The 25,828-nt window shown below is 50.8% G+C and carries 22 protein-coding genes; 5 read left to right on the forward strand and 17 right to left on the reverse strand.

What is annotated here, in order from left to right; translation table 11 throughout:
• Nucleotides 1-2: 2 nt before the first annotated feature.
• The 11 genes from WFK81_RS09325 to WFK81_RS09375 form a co-directional block, all read right to left on the reverse strand.
• Nucleotides 3-836: a carbohydrate ABC transporter permease gene (locus WFK81_RS09325; RefSeq protein WP_317978605.1), complete on the reverse strand. Its 834-nt coding sequence runs from the start codon at nt 834-836 to the stop codon at nt 3-5.
• Nucleotides 833-1,738, reverse strand: a complete 906-nt coding sequence (locus WFK81_RS09330; protein ID WP_336786140.1) for a carbohydrate ABC transporter permease — start codon at nt 1,736-1,738, stop codon at nt 833-835. The genes WFK81_RS09325 and WFK81_RS09330 overlap by 4 nt, the downstream gene beginning before the upstream one ends.
• Entirely contained in the window at nt 1,735-3,195 is a 1,461-nt protein-coding gene (locus tag WFK81_RS09335; protein ID WP_336786141.1) for an ABC transporter substrate-binding protein, read from the reverse strand. Before WFK81_RS09335 ends, WFK81_RS09330 begins: the two co-directional genes overlap by 4 nt.
• 309 nt (nt 3,196-3,504) lie before the next feature.
• A complete protein-coding gene (locus WFK81_RS09340; RefSeq protein WP_336786142.1) occupies nt 3,505-4,665 on the reverse strand; it encodes a MalY/PatB family protein in 1,161 nt (386 codons plus the stop codon).
• A complete protein-coding gene (locus WFK81_RS09345; protein WP_336786143.1) occupies nt 4,655-5,803 on the reverse strand; it encodes a benzoate/H(+) symporter BenE family transporter in 1,149 nt (382 codons plus the stop codon). The genes WFK81_RS09340 and WFK81_RS09345 overlap by 11 nt, the downstream gene beginning before the upstream one ends.
• Before the next feature lie 145 nt (nt 5,804-5,948).
• Nucleotides 5,949-7,487 carry a gluconokinase gene (gntK, locus tag WFK81_RS09350; protein WP_336786144.1) on the reverse strand — a complete coding sequence of 513 codons (1,539 nt, stop codon included), beginning with the start codon at nt 7,485-7,487 and terminating at the stop codon, nt 5,949-5,951.
• A 45-nt stretch (nt 7,488-7,532) separates the two neighbouring features.
• The gene (locus tag WFK81_RS09355; protein WP_336786145.1) at nt 7,533-8,894 is read right to left on the reverse strand and encodes a GntP family permease; all 1,362 of its coding nucleotides are present in this window, start codon (nt 8,892-8,894) and stop codon (nt 7,533-7,535) included.
• A 27-nt stretch (nt 8,895-8,921) separates the two neighbouring features.
• A complete protein-coding gene (locus WFK81_RS09360; protein WP_336786146.1) occupies nt 8,922-10,541 on the reverse strand; it encodes a response regulator in 1,620 nt (539 codons plus the stop codon).
• Nucleotides 10,526-12,316: a sensor histidine kinase gene (locus WFK81_RS09365; RefSeq protein WP_336786147.1), complete on the reverse strand. Its 1,791-nt coding sequence runs from the start codon at nt 12,314-12,316 to the stop codon at nt 10,526-10,528. The genes WFK81_RS09360 and WFK81_RS09365 overlap by 16 nt, the downstream gene beginning before the upstream one ends.
• Nucleotides 12,316-13,644 (reverse strand): ABC transporter substrate-binding protein, encoded by a 1,329-nt coding sequence (locus WFK81_RS09370; protein WP_336786148.1) that lies wholly within the window; start codon nt 13,642-13,644, stop codon nt 12,316-12,318. The genes WFK81_RS09365 and WFK81_RS09370 overlap by 1 nt, the downstream gene beginning before the upstream one ends.
• Before the next feature lie 246 nt (nt 13,645-13,890).
• A complete protein-coding gene (locus WFK81_RS09375) occupies nt 13,891-14,793 on the reverse strand; it encodes an ArsR/SmtB family transcription factor (RefSeq protein WP_336786149.1) in 903 nt (300 codons plus the stop codon).
• 136 nt (nt 14,794-14,929) lie between these two features.
• Between WFK81_RS09375 and arfA the strand changes: the two genes are divergently transcribed.
• Nucleotides 14,930-16,441, forward strand: a complete 1,512-nt coding sequence (gene arfA, locus WFK81_RS09380) for an arabinosylfuranosidase ArfA (protein ID WP_336786150.1) — start codon at nt 14,930-14,932, stop codon at nt 16,439-16,441.
• A gap of 115 nt (nt 16,442-16,556) precedes the next feature.
• On the opposite strand, the gene WFK81_RS09385 is transcribed toward arfA, so the two are convergent.
• Genes WFK81_RS09385 through WFK81_RS09395 form a run of 3 tightly spaced genes read right to left on the reverse strand, consistent with a single transcriptional unit; the run spans nt 16,557 to nt 19,268 of the window.
• Nucleotides 16,557-17,726 carry an amidohydrolase gene (locus WFK81_RS09385; RefSeq protein ID WP_336786460.1) on the reverse strand — a complete coding sequence of 390 codons (1,170 nt, stop codon included), beginning with the start codon at nt 17,724-17,726 and terminating at the stop codon, nt 16,557-16,559.
• A 20-nt stretch (nt 17,727-17,746) separates the two neighbouring features.
• A complete protein-coding gene (locus tag WFK81_RS09390; RefSeq protein WP_336786151.1) occupies nt 17,747-18,232 on the reverse strand; it encodes a DinB family protein in 486 nt (161 codons plus the stop codon).
• 31 nt (nt 18,233-18,263) lie between these two features.
• Nucleotides 18,264-19,268, reverse strand: coding sequence for an ABC transporter substrate-binding protein (locus WFK81_RS09395; protein ID WP_336786152.1), 1,005 nt, complete (start codon nt 19,266-19,268; stop codon nt 18,264-18,266).
• Between the two features lie 150 nt (nt 19,269-19,418).
• Here WFK81_RS09395 and WFK81_RS09400 point away from each other — a divergent pair, with 150 nt between their 5' ends.
• The 4 genes from WFK81_RS09400 to WFK81_RS09415 all read left to right on the forward strand — a co-directional run bounded on the left by WFK81_RS09400 (nt 19,419) and on the right by WFK81_RS09415 (nt 22,946).
• Nucleotides 19,419-20,321, forward strand: coding sequence for a LysR family transcriptional regulator (locus tag WFK81_RS09400; protein WP_336786153.1), 903 nt, complete (start codon nt 19,419-19,421; stop codon nt 20,319-20,321).
• 108 nt (nt 20,322-20,429) lie between these two features.
• Nucleotides 20,430-21,200 carry an ABC transporter ATP-binding protein gene (locus tag WFK81_RS09405; RefSeq protein WP_127495292.1) on the forward strand — a complete coding sequence of 257 codons (771 nt, stop codon included), beginning with the start codon at nt 20,430-20,432 and terminating at the stop codon, nt 21,198-21,200.
• Between the two features lie 30 nt (nt 21,201-21,230).
• Nucleotides 21,231-22,004 carry an ABC transporter permease gene (locus WFK81_RS09410; protein ID WP_336786154.1) on the forward strand — a complete coding sequence of 258 codons (774 nt, stop codon included), beginning with the start codon at nt 21,231-21,233 and terminating at the stop codon, nt 22,002-22,004.
• A 3-nt stretch (nt 22,005-22,007) separates the two neighbouring features.
• The gene (locus WFK81_RS09415) at nt 22,008-22,946 is read left to right on the forward strand and encodes a DMT family transporter (RefSeq protein ID WP_336786155.1); all 939 of its coding nucleotides are present in this window, start codon (nt 22,008-22,010) and stop codon (nt 22,944-22,946) included.
• Between the two features lie 27 nt (nt 22,947-22,973).
• On the opposite strand, the gene WFK81_RS09420 is transcribed toward WFK81_RS09415, so the two are convergent.
• The 3 genes from WFK81_RS09420 to WFK81_RS09430 are packed head-to-tail and all read right to left on the reverse strand — an operon-like array spanning nt 22,974 to nt 25,823.
• A complete protein-coding gene (locus WFK81_RS09420) occupies nt 22,974-23,897 on the reverse strand; it encodes a family 43 glycosylhydrolase (RefSeq protein WP_336786156.1) in 924 nt (307 codons plus the stop codon).
• A gap of 31 nt (nt 23,898-23,928) precedes the next feature.
• Nucleotides 23,929-24,852: a carbohydrate ABC transporter permease gene (locus WFK81_RS09425; protein ID WP_127495296.1), complete on the reverse strand. Its 924-nt coding sequence runs from the start codon at nt 24,850-24,852 to the stop codon at nt 23,929-23,931.
• A 14-nt stretch (nt 24,853-24,866) separates the two neighbouring features.
• Nucleotides 24,867-25,823, reverse strand: a complete 957-nt coding sequence (locus WFK81_RS09430; RefSeq protein ID WP_127495297.1) for an ABC transporter permease — start codon at nt 25,821-25,823, stop codon at nt 24,867-24,869.
• Nucleotides 25,824-25,828: the final 5 nt, after the last annotated feature.

Raw genomic sequence — 25,828 nt, forward strand, 5'->3', positions numbered from 1 at the left:
TGTTAACCTTTTAAACCGGTCATGACGATACCTTCTACAAAATATTTCTGCCCTAGGAAAAAGACCAGCATCGCCGGCAGAAGCACGACGGTTGTCGCTGCCATCATTAAATGCCACTGCGCATTATACATGCCCTTGAAGGTTTGCAGCCCCAGCGCAAGGGTATAAAGTTTCTCGTCGCTCAAATAAATGAGCGGACCCATAAAGTCGTTCCAGCCGTTCAGGAAAGAGAACAAACCGACTACGACAAGCGCCGGCACTAGAAGCGGCAGCATAATCCGGCTGTATATCCGGAAGTAACCCGCCCCGTCCACCAGTGCGGCTTCATCCAGTTCTTTCGGGATGGTCATAAAAAACTGCCTGAGCAGGAATACGTTAAACGCACCTCCGCCGAACCATGCCGGCAGCGTCAACGGAATAAACGTGTTGGTCGCCCCAAGCTTCGCCCATCCCACATATTGAGGGATTAACGTCACTGCTCCAGGAAGCATCATGCTCGTCAGGATGACCATAAATACGAGGTTTCTCCCCGGCCACCGCAGTCTGGCGAACGAATAAGCGCAGATCGAGCTCGACAGCACAACCCCGGAAACTTCCAGCACAACGATAATAAAGGTGTTCAGAAAATACCGGTTGAACGGCAGAATCGTAAGCGCCTCCCGATAATTGCTGATCAGCCAGTCATGGGGGATCCAGATCGGCGGGATGACAAAGATATCCGACTGGTCCATAAACGAGCTTCGAAGCAGCCAATAGAAAGGAAACAGACAAAGGCAGGTTCCGGCAGCGAGCAGCAAATAGATGATGGATTTGGATAATAACCGGCCTCTAATCATCGTTTCCCCTCGCTTTCGCTGTACACCCATAAGGCGGATGTCTTAAACACCGTCAAGGTCAACGCGAGGATAACCAGGAACAAAATCCAGGCAATTGCCGATGCGCTTCCCATACTGGAGAACTCGAACGCTTCGCGGTACAGGTAGTAAGAGTAGAACAACGTTGCGTTATTCGGCCCGCCCTGCGTCATAATGTAAGCCTGCCCGAACACCTGAAAGCTTCCGATGAACCCCATGATTAGATTAAAAAAGATCGTTGGCGTCATAAGAGGTATCGTAATGAAGAACAGTTTATGCAGCGGACCGCCGCCGTCTACCTCTACCGATTCATACAAATGCTTCGGAATGCCTTGAAGCCCGGCCAGGAAAATAACCATTGTTCCCCCGATCGTCCATAGGCTCATCAAAACCAGGGACGGTACGGCCAGATTCTCCGAATAAATCCACTGCAGTCCAGGGATCCCGAATACTTTGAGCAGCTGATTAAGCAGACCAAGATCCGGATCGAACAGCCACAGCCAGATCATCGACGAAGCTACGGCAGGCACAATCGTTGGCATGTAAAAGACGGTGCGGAAGAACGCCTTCCCTTTAATCGGATGATTAAGCAGCAGCGCCACCATAAACGCCAGCATAATCTGCAAAGGCACGCTCAGGATGACATAATAGGCCGTAACGCCTAGCGACTTGCAGAATAACGGGTCCGTTCCGTCGAACAAGTCGGCATAGTTGGAGAAGCCGATCAACTTCAAGGGAGTGATGACGTTGTATTCCGACAAGCTGAATATAAAGCTTGCAATCATCGGCCCCAGGACGAAGATCAGAAAGCCGATAATAACCGGTGACGCAAACAAAATGCCGGCCCGGGCTTCTTTATTCCAAAGCTTCCTCCCGGTGATCATCGCTCCGTATAAACCCCTTTCAGCTCTTTCTCCACTTGAGGCTTGATCTTGATTAATGCTTCCTGCGCCGTTGTTTCGCCGAGCCAGACCTGCTCAAGAGCCGGGTCGATAATGCTGTTGATTTTGGATAAATTCTTCACGTAATAGGAAGTGTTCGGGAAGCCGTTATCAAAGGCATTTCTCATCACCGCATCCTGGTAGCCCTCCGGGTGAGCCGGATTACCGGTTGCCCATTTCGCCACCAGATCCGCATTTTCGTACCATTTTTTCAGAACCGGCATCCATAGTCCGCTTGTTTGCAGCTCCAGCGTGTTCTCCGGATTCATCATCCATTTGTACAGCATCCAAGCTTCTTCCGGATGTTTGGTATTCTTGAAAATAACAATCGGCTCGCCCAAAGTCATCGTTGCTTTGTTCTTCATAACAGGAGCAACGCCAATTCCGAAGTTCAGCTTTTTCGCCGCGCCAAGATCAACCAGACTCCACTGGCCGTCAAGCGTCATTGCCACCTTGCGTGAGGACAATGCATTGGCGCCGGATGGGATATTCTTCGACTGGGTTGGCGATGGGGCGACATGGTATTTGTTAATCAGATCGGCCCATTGCTGAATCGCTTCAGCCGCTTCCGGATCGGCCAGCTTGAACTGTGTCCCGTCCTCGTTCACGAACTGCCCGCCGTTTGAAACAACTCCGTTCATGTAGGCCCAGAGAGGCATCGTTACCCCGAATTGCTTGATCGACTTCGGATCAAAATCCGGATCAAGCGCATTTCGCCCTTTTTGGTCCAGCGTCAGCTTTTGCGCGGTCTCCACAAATTGATCCCAAGTATACGCCTCGTCGGCTTTTGTTGGAGGGAGCGGAAGACCGGCGTCCGTAAACGCCTCCTTGTTGTAGAACAAAGCGAAGGCTTCAAGCGCGCCGTTTACGCCTGCCAGCTTCCCTTCCTCCCAGTAATACATCGTGTTTGGCAAAATATCGTTTACGCTGACATCCGGATCATTCGCAAGGAAATCCATGATGTTATAGATTCGGCCTTGCGACGCCCATTCCAACGCAACATCGCCATTCAAGAGTCCAATGTCCGGCATCTGATTCGAAGAGGCCATCGTTGTCAGCTTAGTCGTATAGGAGTCCGGGATATGGAGCGTATTAACCTTGATCCACGGATATTTCTCCGTAAACGATTTAATCGCCGCTTCCTGCACCTTCTTCTCGTTCGGGCTTCCCCAGAACGTATACTTTAGCGTCACCGGATCATGCTTCACCGGTTCTTCCCCGCCGGCGTTGCTGGCCGGAGTATTTGCTGAAGTTGCTGCGGAATTGCCAGAGGTTTCTTTCACATCCGAATTACCGTTCGTCCCGCTATTGCCATTATTCCCGTTGCCGCTTCCGCAGCCGGCCATCAAGACCGAAAGCGCTAACAAAGTTACCGATGCCATACCTGCCGTTTTTCTCATAGACTTACCTCCCTCAAATTGGTTAAAGATCCCCACTCTTTTTCTTTCAACCAATGTTGCAAGTCATGATGAAGTTTTTGCGTTTTGAGCTCTCTTGCACCTCCATTTACGTTAACATTATCGTTAATGTAGCTTACAGCGTCATTATAAAAGGATTATTAAGGAATGGTCAATTCTAGAAATCGGACATTTTCGAGCAAGCCATCAACGTTGTTGCGTCACAATTTTGGAGTAATATTCCAGGATAGCTAACATAAAAAAGCCGGCTCCAATTTGAATTTGGAACCGGCAAATGACATTGCTCGACAATTATTCAATTGTCTTCATCACGTTTTCAAGTCTATTCAAGCCTTCTGTCAAAATCGCGCGCGAACAGCCGATATTAATGCGAATAAACCCGTCTCCGGCTTTCCCGTAAGTCGAGCCCTCGTTAATCCGAAGGCCTGCTTCGTCAAATAATCTGCGGCTCAGCTCGTCCGACCCAATTCCGAGACTTCGGCAGTCTACCCACATTAAGTACGTCGAGTGCGGCGTGATTACCTTTAACTTTGGCAGTTTTTCTTGAATATATGAAAGGAAATAGTCACGGTTGGCTTTCAGATAAACCAGCAGTTGATCCAGCCACTCTTCTCCCTTATTGTACGCAGCGATTAATGCTTCCACCCCAAATGTGTTTGGTTCATGAACGCCTTTCATAAGCAGATCCTTCTTGAATTTATCCTTGTATTCCTTATTGGCGGTAATGATGTTCGCCATCTTTAATCCGGCAATATTAAAGGTTTTGCTCGGAGAGGTACAGGTGATCGAGTTGAACGCGTCTATCGAAGCAAACGGAACATAAGGCTGTCCTTCAAACACCAGATCCCTGTGAATTTCATCGGCTACAACAAGAACCCGATGCTTTTGGCAAATGGCACTTAACCGCTCAAGCTCGTCCTTCCGCCACACTCTTCCTACCGGGTTATGGGGATTGCACAAAATAAACAGCTTAACGGCTTCATCCGAAGCCTTCGTCTCGAAATCCTCAAAGTCGATCTCATACGAATCGCCCGTATTAATCAGTTCATTCTCGATAATCTCGCGGTGGTTATTGGAAATAGTCGTATAAAAACTGTTATATACCGGAGCTTGAATAAGTACCTTGTCTCCCTGGCTCGTAAAAGCTTGGATAATAGCTGCCAACGCAGGAATAACGCCGGGACTAAAGGCAATCCATTCTTTTTCAATATGACAGCGATGTCTCTTCTGCCACCAATTGATTTCCGCCTCGTAATAAGCATCCGGTAAATGGGCATAACCAAATACGCCATGCTGCAGCTTGCTCTCCAATGCCCGAAGGATGGGATCCGTTGCCTTGAAATCCATATCCGCAACCCACATGGGTACAATATCTTCTTTGTCCTTCGCCGAATCCCACTTGAAGCTATTCGTATTTTTCCGGTTGATCACTTCGTCAAAATCATACTTCATCTTGCATGCCACCTTTTCTGTTCGCGAACTTCTGCCTAACATATAATAGCACAACTCCCGTCAGCAATGCCCATAAGGGAGCCGATATGCCAACCCAATTAAGATGCGAAGCAGCCAGGACAAAGGTAACGGTGGACGGAACGATGTATGGACGCAGCTGCATGGCCGATTTGACTGACTTCATAAAAAGGCCAATCAAAGGAATACCGGTCATCAAAGCGATAAACGGAGCAGGCAAAACTTGAATCCAGCCGATCAATTTCGATGAGAACAGTCCGAATAGAATGACCAAGCCGTTAGAGGTTATTGCTGCGCCAATACGTTTCGAGGGATTGCCAGCTTCGGGACTGCTGCAGAGAGCCGTCATCATCCCTCCCACGTTCGCCGCATGCCCGCCAAATAGGCCGGCAGCCATAGAAGCCAAGCCCGAAGCGCTGATAATACGGTTGACCGGCGGATCGTACTCATGGCTTTTTAGGGCAGTAAGACTTACAGCCAGATCATTGCTCATCACGATAAACGACAAGGGGATTGCAATGGAAAATATAGCGGCAGTCGAAAATTCGGGAATGATCGGCGCGGGAAGCTCAAACGGTAAACCTTGCACAGCCGCCCATGGAAGTCGCTGTTGAAGAAGCAAACCAACAAATCCCATGATCATTGCCCATAAAGCCGGCGACAGAAACCGAGTATAACGAGGAATCAACCAATACCCGGCTGCGGCCAGGATGCCGCATAGAGGAAGCTGTACGGAAGACGGAATCATCCCCCAGACATAGGATAACAGCAGCCCGGCCAGCAAGGCATCAATTATGGGCTTGGGAATCAAGGGCAAAGCCCTGCCAAAAATCCCCGTACTGCCAGCCGCAATCATGATCACTCCCGACAGGATAAATCCCCCGGCTAATTCCGGCAGCGTATAATAGGCGGCAACGGACCCGATGTAGGCAATCCCAGTAATGGAATGGGCTCCCGCAAAAGGCATTTTATACTTAAGAGTGAGTATCGTATTTAACACACCGCCAGCGACATAAACGGCAAAAAACCAAGATAAAAGCTCATGATCGGACATTCCGGCCCGATTCGCCGCTTGGACAAGCAGGATAGCGCCTCCGGTACAAGCAAGCATGGCAGACATTATTCCCGTAGTGAAAAATCGCAAGGCAAATCCCTCCTTCAGCCCATAATAGGATCAAAGGGAAAAACGGTAACCAGCCAATTCGAAGAAACTTCTGCCATCCACCCATAAAAAAAGAGCCCGCTCGCGCAGGCTCTTTCCTTGTTTAAGTCCACTTTTTCTGATAAGCGGCAATTTCTTTGTATTCGGACGTAAGCAGTCTGGATATGCGGACGTAGATCCGGCTCAGCTCCTTATAACGCTCAATGTTGGCTTGTTCAGGCAAATGCTTGTGGGAAGTTCCCATCATGCCCGATACGACATGAAGCGAATCCACTTCGCCGATGCTGTACAAGCCTAGGATCGCGGCGCCAAGACATGAGCTTTCGAAGCTTTCCGGCACATGGACCTCCTGCTCGAAAATATCGGACATCATCTGACGCCACAGCTCCGAGCGGGCAAAGCCGCCGGTTGCCTGAATTTTCGTCGGATGGCCAATCAGCTCCTCCAGTGCCATGTACACCGTGAAGAGATTAAAAATGACGCCTTCCAGCACCGCGCGGATCATATGCTCCTTCTTATGCTGCAGGCCAAGTCCAAAGAACGAGCCTCTGGCATTGGCATCCCACAGCGGAGCTCTTTCGCCCGCGAGATACGGGTGAAACAGCAGACCGTCCGCTCCCGCCGGCACGCGCGCGGCAATTTCCGTCAGAATATCGTACGGATCCTTGCCAAGCCGTTTAGCGGTTTCGGTCTCCGCGGCGCAAAGCTGGTCTCTCAGCCAGCGGAATATCATTCCGCCGTTGTTGACCGGACCGCCTATTACCCACATATCCTCGGCTAACGCGTAACAGAAGATCCGCCCCTTCGGGTCGGTCATGGGCCGATCCGTTACAGCCCGGATAGCCCCGCTTGTCCCGATCGTTACGGCAACGGTTCCCGGCTCAATGGCATTCACGCCAAGGTTGGACAATACGCCGTCGCTTGCTCCCACAACAAAAGGAGTTGAAGCCGGCAGCCCCATCTCGGCGGCCCATTCCGCCTTCATGCCTTCCAGCGCATAAGTCGTAGGCACGGGCTCGGATAACCGCTCGGGCGTAACGCCGGCAACCTGCAAAGCTTCGGCATCCCAGCCCAGCTGGGATAAATTAAACAGTCCCGTTGCCGAAGCAATCGAATAGTCAATCACGTACCTGCTGAACAGCTGATGGAATACGTATTCCTTGATGGAGATAAACTTATGCGTGCGGGCGAACAGATCCTGCTGCGTGTTCTTGAGCCATACCAGCTTGGACAACGGAGCCATCGGATGCAGCGGCGTACCCGTGCGCAAATAAATCTGATGCCCGTTCATCTCGTTCTTGATCCGTTCCGTCCACATCGCGCTGCGGTTGTCCGCCCAAGTGATGCAGCGCGTCAGCGGACGGCCTTCTCCGTCAACCGCAATAACGCTATGCATCGCCGAACTGAACGATACGCATAACACGCCTTCTTGACCAACACCGCCTTTGGCAACAACCTGCTTGATCGTGCCCACAACCGCGCGGAAAATCTCATCCGGATCCTGCTCGGCTACATCGGGCTTCGGCGAATACAGCGGGTATTCGATGGTATGAGTCGCGATAACTTGTCCAGCCTTGTCAAACAATACGGATTTCGTGCTTGTTGTCCCGATATCCGTTCCAATTACGTAAGAGGAAGCCATAGCTGCTCACTCTCCTTTCTCTCTATCCAATCCATGCTTCTATCTTTAAACGATGGCGTTCAGTCCCATAATGAGTACAAGCGCAACAACGGAAATGATCGTTTCCAGCGCAGTCCAGGTCAGGAGCGTTTCCTTCACCGTCATGCCGAAATATTCTTTGATCAGCCAGAAGCCGGAGTCGTTCACATGGGATAAAATAAGCGAGCCTGCGCCCGTTGCCAGTACTAGCAGCTCTACGTTGGTTCCCGGCATTGCTGCCGCGATTGGAGCTACGATACCCGCAGCCGTCATCATCGAGACGGTTGCCGAACCGGTTGCGATTCGAATCATCGCCGCAATGCCCCAGCCAAGCAGAATAGGCGATACATGCGAAGAAGTTGCAAGATCAGCGATGTAGTCACCGATACCGGAATCCAGCAGCACGCGGTTGAACGCGCCGCCCGCGCCAATAACGAGCAGAATCGTTGCCGTAGGAGCGAGGCAGTCATTCGTGAATTTCAATATTTTCTCGCGGCTGATTCCGCGGGCAAAGCCTAAGCTGAAGAACGAGTACACCGTAGCAATCAGAAGCGCCACAACCGGGTCGCCGACAAACTTCGCAGCTAGGAAAAGGGTATCATCTTTCGTAAGAGAGCCGCTTTCCACGAATACGTCCGCGAATGTGGCAATCAGCATCAGGAAGACCGGAATCAGAATCGTGATCAGGGTATTGGCAAAGCCGGGCAGTTCACGGTTTTCATCCGTTTCCGCCAGCTGTTCGCCCATTTCCTTAGGCACTTCTTTATGAATCCGTTTGCCAATCCAGCTGCCGTACAGGGGTCCCGCAACGATTGCAGTTGGAAGACCAACGATAAGCGAGTACAAAATCGTCTTGCCGATATCGGCATTAAAGATGCCAACTGCCGCCATGGCAGCCGGATGCGGAGGCACCAGACCATGTACAACGGACAAGCCCGCTACCAGCGGTACGCCAATTTTGACAAGCGAAAGACCTGTTTGTTTTGCAATCGTGAAAATAAGCGGTACAAGCAAGACGAAGCCAACTTGGAAAAATACAGGAATGCCGACGATAAACGCAACAAACATCATCGCCCAATGGACTCTCTTCTCTCCGAACACGCCGATCAAGGTCCGTGCGATCCGCTCGGCGCCTCCGGATTCAGCCATCATTTTTCCGAGCATTGTGCCGAGTGCCAATACAATTGCCAGGAAGCCTAGCGTATTCCCCATCCCGGTTTTTATGGAGTCGATAATGCCGGTCTGGTCTCCGGTAGCCACGATAGGCATTCCCGCGGCAAGCCCCGTCCCGATCGCTGTAATGATAAGCGCGACAAACGGGTTCAGTTTGGCAACCGTAATGAGCAGAAGCAGCACAACGATTGCTGCAAGTACAATAAATAGCAACATGGTGTATTTCCTCCTAAAAAGAATAATTTATTGCGGCTGACCGTCGCGGTATTCCTGCGGCGTCATGCCGAATGTTTTTTTAAAAGCGCTGATGAAGGAATGCGGCCGTTGATAGCCAAGCCGGGCGGCAATGACATAGACCTTCTCATCGCTGCGCAGCAGCATGGACAAGGCCTCTTCCATCTTCACGCGCTGGATGTAATCGCTTAAGTTTTCGCCTGTTTCCAGCTTGTATACCTTGGATACATAGACGGGATGCAGCTTGACGTAATCGGCCACCGATTGAAGCGAAATATCGCCGGTTACGTTGTCGTCAATAAAGCTTCTTATTCTCTCGATCAAGGAATGGCGGTTATCCTTTGTTTCCTTGGCCATATCCTCCTGCAACGCTTTCAGCGTGCGGAAGGCCCATTCCCTAAGATGCCGTACGGTACGAAGCGGCATGCCGGTTGTCATCCGGTTGTAATCGGTACCAAGTGTTTCGTTTAGAAGACGTCCGTTCTTATGGGCGATATAAGCATAGGCGGAAGCCATCGTAAAATAAATCTCAAGCAAATGCTCTTCGGACACGGTTTCCGAGCTCTCCACTCCCGTGAAGATGCGCTTGTACCGCTCTTCTACCGCTTCCCATCTTGCGGCTTCCAGCAAATGAATCAATGCCGGCGGCTCGTACAGATAGTCCAGCGACCTTATCGCAGCCGGCTCGCTTTCCTTCTCCTCCAAGCGCATGAACTGCTCCGGCTCCTGCCCGATACGGTTGCGGAAAGCCGTAATCGACCGGTTATAGAAGCCGGGAACATCCTCCGGAAAAGCGCCGGTGCCGCTTACCATGATCGATACCTTCCCTTTCAGGTAGACGCCTACGGCGGATTGCAGCACCGATGCCGTGCGCTCAAGCCAGCCAGGATCATCATCCTCCGCTTCTTCCTTAGGAGCAAGCAAGAAGATCAAATAATCATGGGCATCCTTCGCATGCCATAGCGAGTAGCGGCCGCCGAACAGCTCCTCGGCCATATTGGCGACCGCGTATTCCTTCCAGGACATATCCTCTTCGGAAAACTCCCCGAAGCGGTCATCCAGCCGAACCGCCATCAGCGAAAATCTCTGCCAGTCCCGATCTCCAAGCTCTAACCGCGACATTTTTTCCCGGAGCGTCTGCCTGCTCCACAGCTTTCCCTGAAGCAGCTCCTGCAGCAGGTTTGCCCTTAAAAGCGGCAGATGCTCCTTCAGCGTATACGTCATCCGCTGGGCGGAAATAACCTCCTCCCATTCCTGCTTCAGCTTGAGTAGCACGCGTTCCACCGTTGACAGAAGATCCGCGGTCTTAACCGGCTTGAGCAGGTAATCCTCGGTCTGGAACTGCATAGCCTGCTTAGCATAGTTGAATTCGGAATAACCCGAGAGCAGAATGCTTTTGGTCTTTGGCCATTGCCGTTTGATCTCGGAAATGAGCTGCAGTCCCGACATACCCGGCATTCGGATATCCGTAATGACAATATCGATGGAGAATTGATGAAGCTGCTCAAGCGCTTCCTGGCCGGAATACGCTTTATACACCTGATCGATGCCAACGGATTCCCAATCGACCGTTGTTGCCAGACGGTCCACGACATGCGCTTCATCATCCACAATTAAGAGCTGGGCCATTCTGCTTCACCCTCCAACCGATTTTCATCCAATGTCTTGGCATTTGCTTCTCTCCTCAGCCAGGCTATGGTAACGACAAGACCTTCTCCATCCGCCGCATGCCGGAAACGAAGCCCCGAGGCTTTTCCGAACCGGCCTTGCAGCCGCTGATGCACATTCCAGGTACCGCATCCGATCTCGTCGCCCATTTCCTTCTCGCCTAGCAGCGCCTCCAGCCGAAGCCGTTCCTCTCTTGTCATTCCCGCTCCGTTATCGGCAATTTCAATAAGGTTATAATCCCCTTCCTGTCTTCCGGTAATGACAATGCGGCCTCCACCGATGCGGCCTTCAATCCCGTGCACAATCGCGTTTTCGACAATCGGCTGCAAGGTTAGACGGGGCAGAGTCTCCTCAAGCAGGGCATCCGGCACTTCGATCTCGAAGGCCAGCCTTCCCATTCTAAGCGTATGGATGTTCAAGTAATGCTTGACGAATTCCAGCTCATCACCAACGGTTGACAGTTGATTGTCCACCCTGGTCGTATACCGGTAAAACTCGGCCAGATTTTCCGACATCGAAATAACCGAATCCCGGTCATCCATCATTGCGGAGTTAATGATAAAAAACAGCGAGTTATACAAGAAATGAGGATGGATCTGCGACTGCAGTTGCTTAAGCGTCGCTTCCCTGGATCTGAGCTTTTCACTGTAAATATCTTCGATCAACCGCTGAATCTGGCCGGCCATTTCGTTGTAATGCCGGATCAGCTCGTCAAATTCATTGTTAGCTTTATAGCCGATCCGCCAGGATAAATCGCCGCCCTTCATCCGTTTGACACCTGCTACCATCTTGGACAGCGGGATTTGAACATTGCGGTACAGCAGAACGGAAGCGAGCAGCCCGAGCAGTATCAGAAAAGCGATTGAGCCGTAGAACCAGTTCCTGGCTTGAATAATAGGAGCCACAATTCGCTCAACGGGGACGTAATCAACCAAATACCAGCCTAGCTGGCGCGACTTCGCGTAACTGACCAGATAGGTTTGTCCATCCATCTTCAAGAGCCGTTGACCGCTTTGCCCCAGGCTCCCGTGACCTAGCTCCTGAATAACCTTGGAGGAAGCGGATTCCTCATACGTGCTGTTGCGTACAGGCAGCCCATTAGAGCGGAACAGAAACGGGTCGCCCCGGTTCTCCTTCTTGTACACATCAAGCATGTCGCTAATATTCTGGATGGGAAAACGAACCTGAATAACGGCTGCCGCGTCCCCAACCTTTAAGGCAGCAGCAGGAACTCCGGTCTCGCGGACAAAGGTGTCGACCGGATAACCGCGCGAGCTGTCCCGCTCGTAAGTCCAATCCTTCTTAATGTTTCTACCGGGAGACTGGACTTCGGTGCCGTTTAAGTAAATGTTCGATGAGAGAACGAGATTTTTCTGCGGAAAAGCAAAGGTCAAATCGTTGGACCATGAACTGGATACGCTTTGCAGTCCCAGCTTTTCCGTTACTCTGGCCTGCTCCTTCAGCAAGCCGCTTTCCGGTACGCGCGAGGCCGGGGACAGAAAATCGCGAATATGCGGATCATCGCTTAAGATGACCGGGAACATCGACAAATTTTCCATCGTTCCGTCCATTTGATCCATAAAGAAAACAAGCTTGCTCAAGCTGGACGAACGCATTTGCTCTTCCACAACTCCGGTTGCAATTCGGTTCGAATAACCGTACAGCAGCACAACGGGTACAAGCAGCAGGACAATGGTGAATGCAATCTTGTTGAAAATCGACAATCGGCGCGGCATCACGGTTGCTCCGCTTCCTCATCCAGGAGGGCCTGCAGAGCCGCATTGGCCTGATCGGCCGATTGCCGGATGTCCGTCTCTCCCGTGATGACCATTTGTACGATTTTTCCTACTTGCTCCCGCGCTGCCGCTACGTCAACGGTCTGAGGCCTGTCGTGATCGATGCCTCCGTTAACCGTTCGCCGGAATACGGCTGCCAGCTGTTCCGGGAAGCCAATCGTGCCTCTCGGATCCTTCCATACCGACGATCTCGGTCCAGGGTTGCCCGCCTGCTGGGCAAGCAGCATAACGGACTTTCCGCTTGCCCATTTGATAAATGCCCATGCCGCTTCTTTATTCGGCGATTTCGGATTAATGGCAAGCCCCCAGGATGTAATGTTGTACGGCAAGGAACCTTTTGTCCCCGACGGAAACGGCGCAAAGCCGACATTTCCCCGAACCTCCGACTCTTCCGTATCAAGCGCGCGGTAAATCGAATTGGCATCGGTATAAAGCGCGGCTTTCCCTTTCGCAAAAAAAGCGCTTGCCTGCGGCCAGGACATGTTGATCGCGTTAGGAGGCCCGTAATTTCGGAGCAGACCGCCATAGGTCTCGAAGGCTTTAATCGCTTCCGGGGAATTAATGGCTGCTTTGCCGTTCTTGATAAAGTCTCCGCCTTCGGAGTAAAGAAACGACGAGACCTGCGTCACTAGCGGACTCCGCTGTCCTCTGGCTACAAAGCCGTAGACGCCATGCTCCGGATGATTCAGCTTCGCTGCCGCTTCTTCAAGCTCGCCGATGGTAGCGGGAACCTTAATCCCCGCTTCCTTCAGCAGATCTTTCCGGTAATACAATATTTGTTGCTCCGTTACGATCGGAATGCCGGCTAGTTTGCCGTCTACCGTCGAAGAGCGGATTGATTGCGGCGTGAAATCGCCCAAATCATATTCCGCATCCTGACGGGCATAAGCATCAAGCGGTTCAAGCCATCCGCTCTGGAAGAACAGCTTTCCTTCCTGCAGCGGCCGGTACATGAACACATCCGGCGACTCCGAGCGTGCCGTGAATTGCACCGTCAGCTTCTGTGTCAGCTGATCCTCGAAATAGCCCTGGATCCTCACATTAATGCCGGTTTCCTTCTCAAACTGGGGAATTAACGGCTTAATGAATTCAACCCAGGGATGAGAGCCGGTCACGAACGTAATCGTTCTGCCTTCCAATCCCTCTCCGGGCTTCGCTTCGATGCCTGATGTACCCGGCTGTTTCCCCGGATTGTTACTGCATCCGGCTAATGCTGCAACGACCAATAATCCGGCCCATCCGGTCTGTAAGAGCTGCAGCTTTTTCATGCCTTACTCTACTCTCCTTCAAGCGGAATCGGCCTTGCCTCAAGCAACGTCGATTTGCGTCGAAAAATTTTATTAAGCATCCTTAACATTACTGGATCGCGGGTTTACGCGATATAACGAATACTAAACATTGATAACGAATCCTAAAGATCGGCTTTACCTATTATTGCCTGTCCATTCATTTATCACTCCAAAACGGCAAAGAGAAAGAGGCCGCACCTGCTGCGGCCTCTTCCATAAGCTTGCTTATACATAAAAACTTCTAAACACAATGTCCTGATCGTAATTGCCAAAGCCCTTTCCGTATAGGGTTAGTCCTCCCCGTCCGCGCCCCGTATCTTCCGCCGCAATGCGGAATGTCCAGTTGATCGCGCCCGTTCCGATATCTTTAAGACCTACGTCCGATATTTTCAAACCGTCGATATACGAGCCGCTCTCCTTGACCCGGAGCACCTTCAAGAGACCGTATTGATTAACGTCGCTGGACCACCAATCCGGGGTAAGCCTTCCTCTTGTTTTCCCGAAATCTCCAGGGCTTGTCCATACGCCAAGCGATTTGCCGTTGAGACTGAAATGGATATCCGACGGCCAATTCTCATTGACGCGAGGAGCCTCGGAGCCAATCTCAAAAGAAATCTCGATCTCGTGAAGCCGTTGGTCCTTATAAAGATAATTAGGAATTTTATACTCCACCCAGCCTCTTGCAAGCCACAGAATTCCCGCGTTTACCCTCTCCGGGTCCATGAAGCAGGCGGGATTATCGTACTGCCCGATCATCTTCTCCGTGGTTGCAACCCCGCAGGTAGGCCATGCCTCGTAGTCGGTGTAGTGGCCGATTGGCACGGACAGCCCATGAAAGCTTAATGACGAAGAAACATTGGGAGACAGCTTGATCTGAAGAAACTCAGACTTGATATAACAATATTTATAAGTTCCTCCGTCAATCCGCTTCATCTTGCTGCCGACAATTCCCGCCTGCTCCAGCTTGCGGATATGGCCGCTGATGACCGCGCTGCTTAGAAACATCTCGGAGGCGAGCTCCTTCACGTGGCGCTCCCTCTCAAACAATTTATCGATAATTTTTAATCGCACCTCGCTTGCCAGCGCTTCATATACGATTAAGGATTCCGCATTGGTTGATAGCATCATTTCACCTCGTCAGGATTTTGTTTTTCCAAAATCCTAAAACTTATTGTTGTCTACTAATACCTATTATGTTACGAATATTATAGGATTTCAACCCATACGGATTTTGTTTTTTCCTAATTCTAAAGGAGGCTTTTCCATGACAATTCGTTCGAGCATGCTTATTGACAAGAACTTTACCGTCTCCCCCGTTGATCCCCGTGTATACGGTTCCTTTATCGAACACTTGGGCCGTGCCGTATATGGCGGCATATATGATCCGGGACATCCGACTGCTGACGAGAACGGCTTCCGCCAAGACGCCATTGAAGTCATCAAAGCTCTGCAAGTACCTATTATCCGCTATCCTGGAGGCAACTTTGTATCCGGCTACAATTGGGAGGATGGCGTAGGTCCGAAGAGCGAGCGGAAACGACTGCTCGAGCTGGCCTGGTGGACGACGGAAACCAACGAGGTAGGCACCAACGAATTCGCGGATTGGGCCAAGCTGGTTGGCTCCGATGTCATGATGGCGGTAAATCTGGGTACGCGGGGAATGGATGCGGCAAGAAATCTTGTTGAATACTGCAATCATCCCGGCGGTACTTATTGGAGCGATCTGCGGATTTCTCACGGCTACAAGGAACCTCACCGCTTCAAAACCTGGTGCCTGGGCAACGAAATGGACGGTCCGTGGCAGATTGGCGCAAAGACGGCCGTCGAATACGGACGGCTTGCCAACGAAACAGCAAAGGTGATGAAATGGGTTGACCCGTCAATCGAGCTTGTTGCCTGCGGCAGCTCCAGCAGCGGCATGAGCACCTTTGCGGACTGGGAAGCTACCGTTCTCGATCTTACTTATGATCAAGTAGACTACCTGTCTCTCCATACGTACTACAATAACAACAATAACGATACGGCGAACTTCTTGGCCAAATCGCTAGATATGGACCAATTCATCGACAGCGTAGCCGCGATCTGCGACTATGTAAAAGCGAAGAAACGCAGCAAGAAGACGATCATGCTCTCGCTTGACGAATGGAATGTATGGAACACCATTGGCACAAGCCGCGCCGTCGAGCGTTGGCAGATTGCTCCTCCGGAGTTCGAAGATGTGTACACCCACGAGGACGCTCTTGCGGTTGGCTGCTTCCTGATTACGCTGCTTAAGCATGCTGACCGTGTCAAAATGGCTTGTATCGCCCAATTAATTAACGTTATCGCTCCGATTATGACCGAGACGAACGGCGCAATCTGGCTGCAAACGACCTATTATCCGTTCCTGCATGCCTCGAACTTCGGACGGGGTACGGTGCTGCAAGCCAATATCTCTTCGCCGAAATACGATTCCAAGGACTTCACAGATGTTCCGTATCTCGAAGCGATCAGCGTCTTCGACGAAGAGAAAGGTCTGATCACGGTGTTTGCGGTTAACCGCCATCTGGAAGAGCAAATGGAGCTTAGCCTGGACCTCCGCAGCTTTGGCGAAGTAAGCGTTATTGAGCATATCGTGATGGAAAGCGAGGATTTGAAAGCAACAAATACCAAATCCAATCCTCGTAATGTCGTTCCGCATGCCGGAGGCCGCACTACGGCAGATAACGGCAGCGTACAAGCGCTCTTGAACAAAGCCTCCTGGAACGTGATCCGCCTGCAAACCAAAAAAGGATAATCCCTTCCGTAAGCGTATCAGCGTATGAAAAGAGGCAGCCGAAACCGGCTGCCTTTTCCTTATGTTTGAATTCGTGCTCCAAGATGGAGTATGAACACGTTGCGGTTCATAGTAATTAACGCAGCTTCATGATTTTTAATGCCGTCGCGATAAATACTTTAACGCCGATTCGCATCGAATTCTCGTCAAACGTGAATCTCGGATGATGATGAGGATAAGTGATTCCTGCTGCCCGATTCCCGGCGCCAATATTGAAATACGTGCCCGGCACGCGGTGTATGTACGCCGACATGTCGTCCGCCGCCATGCTTGGTTTTATCGTATACAACGCCTCTTCGCCTAGAACCTCTTTAATAGAGTCTGCTACAATTCCGGTAACTTCTTTATCATTGATTAGTGGCCGATATCCATAGACGTAATCCAGCTCGTATTCCGCACCGTGAGCATCGGTAATTCCACGTACTATCTGTTCCAAGCGTTTCGGCAATTCCTCGCGAAGCACGGGATCTATGCAGCGGACCGTCCCTCCTAGCTCAGCGCTGCCGGGAATGACATTATGCGTCATACCGCTGATGAATTTCGTAACTGAAACGACAAGCGGCTCCGTTGGACTATAGTGACGGGATACCAGATGCTGCAGATTGGTCACGACCTGTGCCCCTATCGCGATAGAGTCGACCGTTCGATGAGGTTCAGCCGCATGGCCGCCTTTTCCATTAATTTTAATGGTGAAGATGTCCGGCGAAGCCAGCATCGGTCCCGCGACCACGCCAACCTTGCCAACTTCGACCGGTGACTGCAGATGGGCGCCGATAATCGTATCAACCCCATCAAGAACGCCGGCTGCGATCATCTCCTCGGCGCCTCCGGGAGGAAGCTCCTCCGCATGCTGGAAAATAAAGCGGATTTCCCCTTCCAACTCCTCAAGGTTCAGATGCTCCGTTAACAGCTTGGCAACTCCCAGCGCAATTGCCGAATGTCCGTCATGGCCGCAGGCATGCATTACGCCAGCAATCTCGGAAGCAAAGGTCAGGTCATTCTCTTCCTGAATAGGAAGGGCATCTATATCGGCGCGAATAGCGAGCACGGTCCCCGGCTTTTTCCCGATCAGCCTTGCCATTACGCTTGTTGCAGTTGGTTTGCTGACAGCCAGCTTGCCAAATGCCAGAAGCGTTTCTTCTATATAATGTGCGGTGCCGGTCTCCTTGAAGCTAAGCTCGGGATGCTGATGCAAATAACGTCTCCACGCAACAACTTGGGGATGCTGAACTTCGGCAAGCTCCATCCATTGTGCCAATTGCAACGTTATCGCTCCTCTCGGTTATAGGCTTCAATGTTCCGATCGATCTGTCCCATATGCTTCTCGACATGATTGCATATAAAGCTGTCGACGATATGCGCAATAGAGATCGGCTCTTCTCCTTTTAAACCGTAACGCTGCCATTGCTCTTCGTTCAGCTTCCGCAATAATGTCGCATTATAAGCGGTTAAGGCTTCATAAGCAGTCAGCATCTCCTCTACTGTCGTCTCGTTGAAAAGCTGCTGAGATACCCAGCCTTCGTGGGCGAAAGTAACGATAGGCGTTACGGGCTCGGATATGATTTTACGTATACGGTAGGAGTTCACGATGTTCGAGTCCAGCAAATGCCCTACGATTTCGTTTATGCTCCACTTGCCGGGACCTGGCTGCCATACCAGCAAATCCTCCGGCAAATCATTTACTTTGTTCTGAATCTTGTCTTTTGTTCCTACATAATTAACGATTGACGCTGCTCGTGCCGAGACGCTCATAGCTGAAACCTCCTGTTAAGTAGACTAGCCGTTACTTCAACGCTTCGTTAAGAAACGAGTTGTCGTACACTTTACTGATGTCTACCTTTGTATCCACCGTGCCTGTCGCTTCCAGAATATCGGCCGTTGACTGCATGGCTGCTTCAATCTCGCCCGATACCGGCTCATTGATATAATGCGTATTCTCGAGCAGCGTACGTACCAGCTCCGGATCCATCTTCTTCTCGGTTGCTAGAATCGTAACCGCCTCATCCATGTTCCCCTTCACCCAATCTACCGTTTGCTGGTAGACTTTCAAGTACAGCGCCGTCAGGTCCGGATGATCCTTCAGGAATTTATCGCGGCCGATCATTACGGCCGGAGCAACAAAGCCCATCGTCTTCACGCTTTCCAGAATGCGGGCATGACCGGCTTCCGTCTCCATCGTTACAATCGGATCCCAGATTGCCCACGCGTCAACGCTTCCGGATTGGAAGGCGGGATTCGCTTCATCCGGTTGAAGCTGCACAAGCTTGACATCATCCTCAGACAAGCCGTTTTTCTCCAGTGCTTTTATAAGAAAAATATGTCCGGAGGAGCCTTTCGCTACGGCAATCGTCTTGCCTTTCAAATCGGCAACCGATTGAATCTTGCTGTCTGGCTTGACGATCACGCTGTTCTGATTGCCCTCGACGCCGGTAACGGAAATTACCGTAAACGGACTTTTTGCTGCTTTGCCCGTTACGACGGTACCGTCGCCGATAAAGGAAAAGTCGACGCGGTTTGAGACAACGCCCTCAAGCAGCGGCACGGAGCTTTGGAATTCATTCCATTTCACATCGGCATTGACTTTGCCGAACGCCTCTTCGAAAAATCCTTTGTTCTTCGCAATGGACAGAAGGTTTAACCCGCCGTTGATGGCGATATTTACCGTTACTTTTTTATCTCCGTCCCCTTTGCCCGCGCAGGCTGAAAGAGTGAGCAAGCCAATCATAACGGATAAAATGATCAAGCCGTACTTCCATGCCGGCTTTCGTTTTACTGCTGCAGCGTTCATCATGTACATCCCCTTGTTTTCTCATTTGCTTGTATTCGTTTATCCAATCGATTGGGTCGGATATACGTATTGTAATATTTCCGATTAATCTAGTAAAATAACTATGAAATATATTAACATAACTATCAGTTATGTATCAGAGGTGTTTACATGAACCTTGAGCAATTTGAATATATTGCCGCAATTGCCAGGACCGGATCCATTACCATAGCCGCGGAACAGCTTCATGTCAGCCAAGCCGGAATCAGCAAAGCATTGTCCAAGCTGGAACAGGAGCTTGGCATCACGATCTTCAAACGGTCCCGGCTCGGCACCGTTCCAACCGACCGCGGGAAGATCATCATCGAGAAGGTATTCGAGATTTTGGCCCGGATGGAGGAAATTCGCGAGCAATCGATGATAAAAGGCTCGTTGACCGAAGGCGAGGTGCGCTTCTCGGTTGGTCCTAATTTCATGGCGGTGCTGACGAAAGCGATTATCGCGTTCAAGCGGGATTACCCTAACGTGACGCTTGAGATCACGTCGAAAAGCACGGAAGAGGTTATACAGGATCTGAAGGAAGACCGGTCCGACCTCGGGCTTATCTATCTGGATAACCACAAGCAGTCGGATGTGAAGGATTTGCAGATGAAGACCTTGCACGTATCGCGAATGGTCGTGTGCGTAGGAAGACGCTCGAGCCTGTCGATGAACAAAAGCTTGACGCCGCAGGAGCTTCTTGGCCAGCCCTTTGTCAACATCGACGGCGTATGGTCGAATTGGTATCTGAAGGACTTCATGGACAAATACGGGAAAGTAAATATCCTGTTTACCTCCAACAACATTGAGCTGTTAAAACGGACCATCGCGGAAGGCGCTGCAATCGGGCTGTTCATCGAGTATGCGATGGAGAATGACCCGCTTGTCCTTAACGGAGATATTGTCATGATTCCTCTTGTCGGCCATGAGCCGTCTACCGTCTCTTTGGGGTGGGCAAGGCTTGCCAATAAACATTTTTCGATTGCGCAGAAGGAATTTTTGAACTATTTGATCCGGGAATATAACAGCTTCTAATAAGCGATTTATTCGTGAAATCGCTTATTGACAACGGTTTTTGCTGTCTGCTAATATTCTCCCTAATTCATTGGACGCAATTTTACATCATTGCAGGGAGGCTGTCTCATGACTGCTGAAGCATTGGAAATCAGTCAGTTAAGCAAAACATTCCGCACGGCGGACAAGGCTACCCATGTACTGGACAATGTCCAGTTAAGCCTGAAAAAACAAGAGTTTGTATCCATTATCGGTCCAAGCGGCTGCGGCAAAAGCACGTTGCTCAAGATTGCGGCTGGGCTTGACGTTGACTATGAAGGACTGGTGCAGCTTGACGGCATCGACGTGAGTGGTCCAAGCAAAGAGAAGGGCTTTATTTTTCAGGAGCATCGGTTGTTTCCGTGGGCTACGGTGGAGAAGAATATTGCCGCCGATCTGTCGCTCAAAAATCCCGAGGTTCGCCAAAAAGTCGACGAGATGATTGAGCTGGTTCGTCTTCAAGGATTCGAGAAGGCTTATCCGAAGCAGCTTTCCGGAGGCATGGCGCAACGAGTCGCTATCGCCCGCGCGCTTGTCCGCAACCCGCAGGTCTTGCTGCTCGACGAGCCGTTTGGCGCGCTGGACGCTTTTACCCGCAATCATATGCAGGAATCGCTGCTCGATATTTGGCGGCAGAACAAGACGTCGATGCTGCTCGTCACGCATGATATCGACGAAGCTATTTTCCTATCGAATCGGGTTGTCGTTATGGATGCGAGACCGGGAAGGATTAAAGCGATTATTCCCGTTGATCTGCCTTATCCGCGCAACCGGGTCAGCGCCTCTTTCCAGCAGCTGCGAACGCAGGTTCTAAGCGCTTTGGATCATGTCGAAGAAGAGGGCAACAGCTATGAGATTTAATTACATACCACGGAAAGGTTGTCTATTCGCATGATTGGAAAAGCAGGAGTAAAAAGATTTTTATTAAGTGCTCTTATCCCGGTCCTTGTGCTGGTTGCCTGGCAGCTTGCGGTCACAAACGGTCTGGCATCCCGTCAAATGTTCCCTCCTCCGACCTCCATTCTCGGCGATTTCTACGACATGCTTAGATCCGGGGAGTTAACGCATCATCTCGGAATCAGCGTGCTTCGCGCCATGGTTGGATTCCTGATTGGCGGCGGTCTTGGCTTGCTCTTCGGTCTGCTTAACGGCTTATACAGACGAACCGAAGAATTGTTGGATCCTACGATTCAGATGCTCCGGACCGTACCGCTTCTAGCGATTACGCCGCTGTTTATCCTATGGTTCGGGTTCGGGGAGTTATCTAAAGTGCTGCTTATTGCAATGGGAGCATTCTTCCCTCTATATGTCAATTCGTTTCTTGGCGTGCGCAACGTCGATTCAAAGCTGTTTGATGTAGCGCGGGTGCTGGAATTCAGCCGTTTCCACCAGTTGACTAAAGTCGTCATGCCTGCGGCAATGCCCAACATTCTGCTTGGCATGAGGCTATCGCTGAGCACGGCTTGGCTTTGCCTAGTAGTCGCCGAATTGATGGGTGCCGATCAAGGCATCGGTTATCTCATTCAGGATGCCCGCTCTTATATGCGGACAGGGGTTGTATTTGTCGGCATTATTATTTTTGCCGTTGTGGGCAAACTGACCGACTCTCTCGTGCGCGTATTGGAATCCCGCTTGCTGCAATGGCGGGACAGCTATAAGGGTTAAGAAATGTCCTTGTCCACACCAATCTCTAGAGCTTATGCGGCTGCCGTAGCGTACGCCGTCATCATCGGCTTCTCGTTTATATTTGTCAAATTCGCCCTGCGTTCAACCGACCCTGTTGGTTTGCTTGCCCATCGGTTCACGGTAAGCTTCGCAGCGGCGAATCTGCTCGCTTTAATGGGATGGGGGAAGTTCCGAATGTCCGGCCCCGGGTTCATTAAGCTGCTGCCAATCGCCGTCTTTTACCCCTCCCTTTTCTTTGTTTTTCAGGCCTTTGGGCTGTCTCGACTCCCGTCATCGGAAGCCGGGATTATTCAGGCCGCAATTCCGATTATGACCATGGTGCTTGCTGCACTGCTCATCAAGGAGCATGCAACAGGCTGGCAAAAGCTGTGCATTCTAATGTCTGTTGGCGGCGTCAGCTTTATTGTCGTCATGTCCGGTCAACAAACCGGTACGGGAACCGCTAAATTAACGGGTTATATTCTGATTCTGCTCTCCGCCTTTTCTTCTGCCGTGTATAACGTCATGGCAAGGAAGCTGACGCAGACATACCGGGTAGCCGAAATGACTTATATAATGATGGGCATTGGTTTTGTTGTTTTTAACGCAATTTCTCTCTCGCAGCATGCGGTTAGGGGAACGCTCGCGGACTATTTCGAACCATTTGCGGATATGCGCTTCGTTATTTCGATTCTGTATCTGGGACTTCTATCCTCGCTCCTCACTTCGTATTTGACTAACTATGCGCTAAGTCATATCCAAGCTTCGCAAATGAGCGTATTCATTAATCTCTCGGTGCTTGTCACGATATCGGCAGGAATACTCGTATTGCGCGAGACGCTTGCCTGGCATCATTTCGCGGGAGCCGTACTTATTCTCGGAGGAGTAATCGGGGTGAACGTGAGAGGCAACCGTTACAAAAAGAGGCATTTCCGGACGTAGCATGAAGTCCGGGAATGCCTCTTTTTTCTATTCTGCTAACAAATTTATCTCAAAATCCTCGTCGCGGTCGCATACGAGAATCCCGTCCCGCACATCGAGCCGTGCTGCTTGAACGGATGACCGGCGCTGCTCGTATCCTTCTTTTCCGCCCTCCTGCATTCCGCTGCGTCCCGGATGGGTGAAATAAAAGACATAAGCCTCGTCCCCGGAGACAACCACATCCGCATGATGGCCGATCCATTCGTCATCTTTACGGACGCCAGGGGTTTCGAGAATCATCCCGTTCCGGTCCCAATTGTCCAAATCATCGGAGCGGTAAACGCCCTGCCCTCTCCATTCGTCGATAATCATCCAATAGCTGCCTTTGAACCGGAAGACATTAGGTCCTTCATGCCCGCGATGCGTGAGCACGGGTCTGGCGCTATGCCAATGGTATAAATCGTCGCTGTCCGCCGCGTAAGTAGCCGATCCATGCTCTTCATCCTTGTACCACATCCGGAAGCCTTCTCCCGGAAGCTCATGGACGCATACATCGATGACGCGATTCGAGCTAAGGGAAAGAGGTCCTTCCAATTGCCAGTCGATCAGGTTATTGCTCGTATAATGAATGATCCGGCGATCGCCCGTCCACTCCACCTGGATGCCTTGAATATAGCTGACGTACATATGATAAATGCCGTCATGCCAATAAATTTCCGGTGCCCAGAACGTATTGCGCCCCCACTCGAAATCAAGCCCTGGCAGCGTCCCCCGATATACCCAATTCCGTCCGCCATCCGCTGACGTCGCAACTCCGAGATCCGAGCCATGCACCCAGGCTACCCCAGGCCCTTCCGCGGTTGCCCGTCTGCTCGTATACACCATCCACCATTCTTTTGTTTCCTGGTTATAAATGATTGTAGGATCCGTTGCCCCGTCATAAATCGGATCTCTGAATAAAGGTGCTTTCATAGCCGCTGTTCCTCTCCGTTCCCAGTTGGAATTAACCTTTTACCGAACCTAACAATACGCCCGAAATAAAGAACCGCTGAGCAAACGGGTACATCACAACCATCGGTATCGACGCGATGACCATGGAGGCTAATTCAATCGTACGCGACGTAATTTCGCCTTGTCCTTGCGCCAAAGACAGCAGCTCGGATACGGCGGGATTGGACAGCGAGGCCGAGCTGGACAGCTGCTCCACCGCCGAGCTTGTCTGAAGCAGCTTCAGAATCAAATACTGCAGGGTCTGAAGGTCATTGGACTGCGTGAAATAAAGCGTTGTTCCGTAATCGTTCCAAATTCCGACCGCCGTAAAGATCGACAATGCCGCCAATACCGGCTTCGACAGTGGCAGAACAAGTCGCAGGAAAATCGAGAATTCGCTTGCCCCGTCCAGCTTGGCGGATTCAAACAAGGCATCCGGAATCGCTTTGTAATTCGCGTTGAGGATAATAACGTTCCAGAAGCCGCCAAACAAAGAAGGAATAATATAAACCCAATAATTATCATAGAGATGGAGCCAGTTGATCAATAAAAAAGACGGGATAAGGCCGCCACTGAAATACATGCTGGTGAATCCAAGCGCCATATACCATTTTCTCCACTTTAAATAGGGACGCGAGAAGGCGTAAGCGAACATCGCCGTATAAAAAATCGAGATGATCGTTACGAACGCCGTACGGGATATCGTAATCCAGGCTGCGCTGAGCAGACCCGGATCGGCCAGAACCGCTCGCCAGCTCGCCCAAGTAAATATACGAGGCCATAAAAACACCGGTCCGCGCTGCAGATCGATCCCGCTGTTCAGGGAACTGATAATGGCGTACCAAAAAGGATATACGGTCACAATCATGATCACGACCATGATCACTGTATTCGTAACGGAAAATGTACGGTCTCCTAGAGACTTTCCTCCAACCATACCGGGATGCCTCCTTAGAACAGACCTGATTTTGTAATTTTTTTCGAAGCATAGTTAGCTCCCACAAGCAGGACAAGCGCTAGCACGGACTTCATTAATCCGATAGCCGTCGCGACATCGAACTGGAAATTCAATAGGCCCGTCTGATAGACGTACGTATCGAGGACCTGGCTCGCAGGCAGGTTCAAGGAGTTCTGCAGCACGTAAATTTGCGTAAAGTTATTGTTCAGCATGCCGCTTACCGCGAAAATAATCATGATCATTAAAGTTGGCATGATGCCGGGCAACGTAATATGGAACATTCGTTTGAACCGTCCCGCTCCGTCGATTGACGCCGCTTCGTACAACGATTGGTCGACGCCGGCCATCGCGGCCAAGTACAGAATCGCTCCCCAGCCTAGATCCTTCAACAGATTCGTCACGATAGCCAGACCCCAGAAATAGCTTGGATCGGATAGAAATTGAAGAGGTTCTTTCACCAGATGCAGATGAACCAGCAAATAATTGATAATCCCTTCCTGCGGATTCAGCAGCGTAATATACAAGCCGCCATAAATGACCCAAGACAAGAAATGCGGCAAGTAGGTAATGGTCTGAATAGCCGATTTGAACCTGGTACTGACGATTTCGTTAAGCAGCAAAGCGAAAATAATCGTAACGGGTATGCCGACCAGCGACCCGATCAGATTAATGCCAAGCGTATTTTTGACCATCGGCCAAAATTGAAAGTTATCAAAGATCAGCTTGAAGTTATCGAAGTGATTCCATGGGCTTGTAAATATCCCTTTAACGCCGCTGATCGGGTCGTAATGCTTAAATGCCATCAGCAAGCCGAACAGCGGCAAAAAGCTGAATACGATAATAGAGATGACGCCTGGCCCAATCATAACCGCTAGCTCGGTCTGCGTTCGCAAGTCGGATTGCAGCGCGTAGCCCTTTTGCTTCTTCCTTTTTTTATCCGACGGATTCATCAGCC

It is taken from the genome of Paenibacillus sp. MMO-177 (genome assembly GCF_037147795.1).
GTDB lineage: Bacteria > Bacillota > Bacilli > Paenibacillales > Paenibacillaceae > Pristimantibacillus.

Coding starts and splice junctions, on each gene's coding strand:
- WFK81_RS09325 (WP_317978605.1), bottom strand. CDS start 836: ATGATTAGAGGCCGGTTATTATCCAAATCCATCATCTATTTGCTGCTC.
- WFK81_RS09330 (WP_336786140.1), bottom strand. CDS start 1,738: ATGATCACCGGGAGGAAGCTTTGGAATAAAGAAGCCCGGGCCGGCATT.
- WFK81_RS09335 (WP_336786141.1), bottom strand. CDS start 3,195: ATGAGAAAAACGGCAGGTATGGCATCGGTAACTTTGTTAGCGCTTTCG.
- WFK81_RS09340 (WP_336786142.1), bottom strand. CDS start 4,665: ATGAAGTATGATTTTGACGAAGTGATCAACCGGAAAAATACGAATAGC.
- WFK81_RS09345 (WP_336786143.1), bottom strand. CDS start 5,803: ATGTCTGCCATGCTTGCTTGTACCGGAGGCGCTATCCTGCTTGTCCAA.
- gntK (WP_336786144.1), bottom strand. CDS start 7,487: ATGGCTTCCTCTTACGTAATTGGAACGGATATCGGGACAACAAGCACG.
- WFK81_RS09355 (WP_336786145.1), bottom strand. CDS start 8,894: ATGTTGCTATTTATTGTACTTGCAGCAATCGTTGTGCTGCTTCTGCTC.
- WFK81_RS09360 (WP_336786146.1), bottom strand. CDS start 10,541: ATGGCCCAGCTCTTAATTGTGGATGATGAAGCGCATGTCGTGGACCGT.
- WFK81_RS09365 (WP_336786147.1), bottom strand. CDS start 12,316: ATGCCGCGCCGATTGTCGATTTTCAACAAGATTGCATTCACCATTGTC.
- WFK81_RS09370 (WP_336786148.1), bottom strand. CDS start 13,644: ATGAAAAAGCTGCAGCTCTTACAGACCGGATGGGCCGGATTATTGGTC.
- WFK81_RS09375 (WP_336786149.1), bottom strand. CDS start 14,793: ATGATGCTATCAACCAATGCGGAATCCTTAATCGTATATGAAGCGCTG.
- arfA (WP_336786150.1), top strand. CDS start 14,930: ATGACAATTCGTTCGAGCATGCTTATTGACAAGAACTTTACCGTCTCC.
- WFK81_RS09385 (WP_336786460.1), bottom strand. CDS start 17,726: ATGGAGCTTGCCGAAGTTCAGCATCCCCAAGTTGTTGCGTGGAGACGT.
- WFK81_RS09390 (WP_336786151.1), bottom strand. CDS start 18,232: ATGAGCGTCTCGGCACGAGCAGCGTCAATCGTTAATTATGTAGGAACA.
- WFK81_RS09395 (WP_336786152.1), bottom strand. CDS start 19,268: ATGAACGCTGCAGCAGTAAAACGAAAGCCGGCATGGAAGTACGGCTTG.
- WFK81_RS09400 (WP_336786153.1), top strand. CDS start 19,419: ATGAACCTTGAGCAATTTGAATATATTGCCGCAATTGCCAGGACCGGA.
- WFK81_RS09405 (WP_127495292.1), top strand. CDS start 20,430: ATGACTGCTGAAGCATTGGAAATCAGTCAGTTAAGCAAAACATTCCGC.
- WFK81_RS09410 (WP_336786154.1), top strand. CDS start 21,231: ATGATTGGAAAAGCAGGAGTAAAAAGATTTTTATTAAGTGCTCTTATC.
- WFK81_RS09415 (WP_336786155.1), top strand. CDS start 22,008: ATGTCCTTGTCCACACCAATCTCTAGAGCTTATGCGGCTGCCGTAGCG.
- WFK81_RS09420 (WP_336786156.1), bottom strand. CDS start 23,897: ATGAAAGCACCTTTATTCAGAGATCCGATTTATGACGGGGCAACGGAT.
- WFK81_RS09425 (WP_127495296.1), bottom strand. CDS start 24,852: ATGGTTGGAGGAAAGTCTCTAGGAGACCGTACATTTTCCGTTACGAAT.
- WFK81_RS09430 (WP_127495297.1), bottom strand. CDS start 25,823: ATGAATCCGTCGGATAAAAAAAGGAAGAAGCAAAAGGGCTACGCGCTG.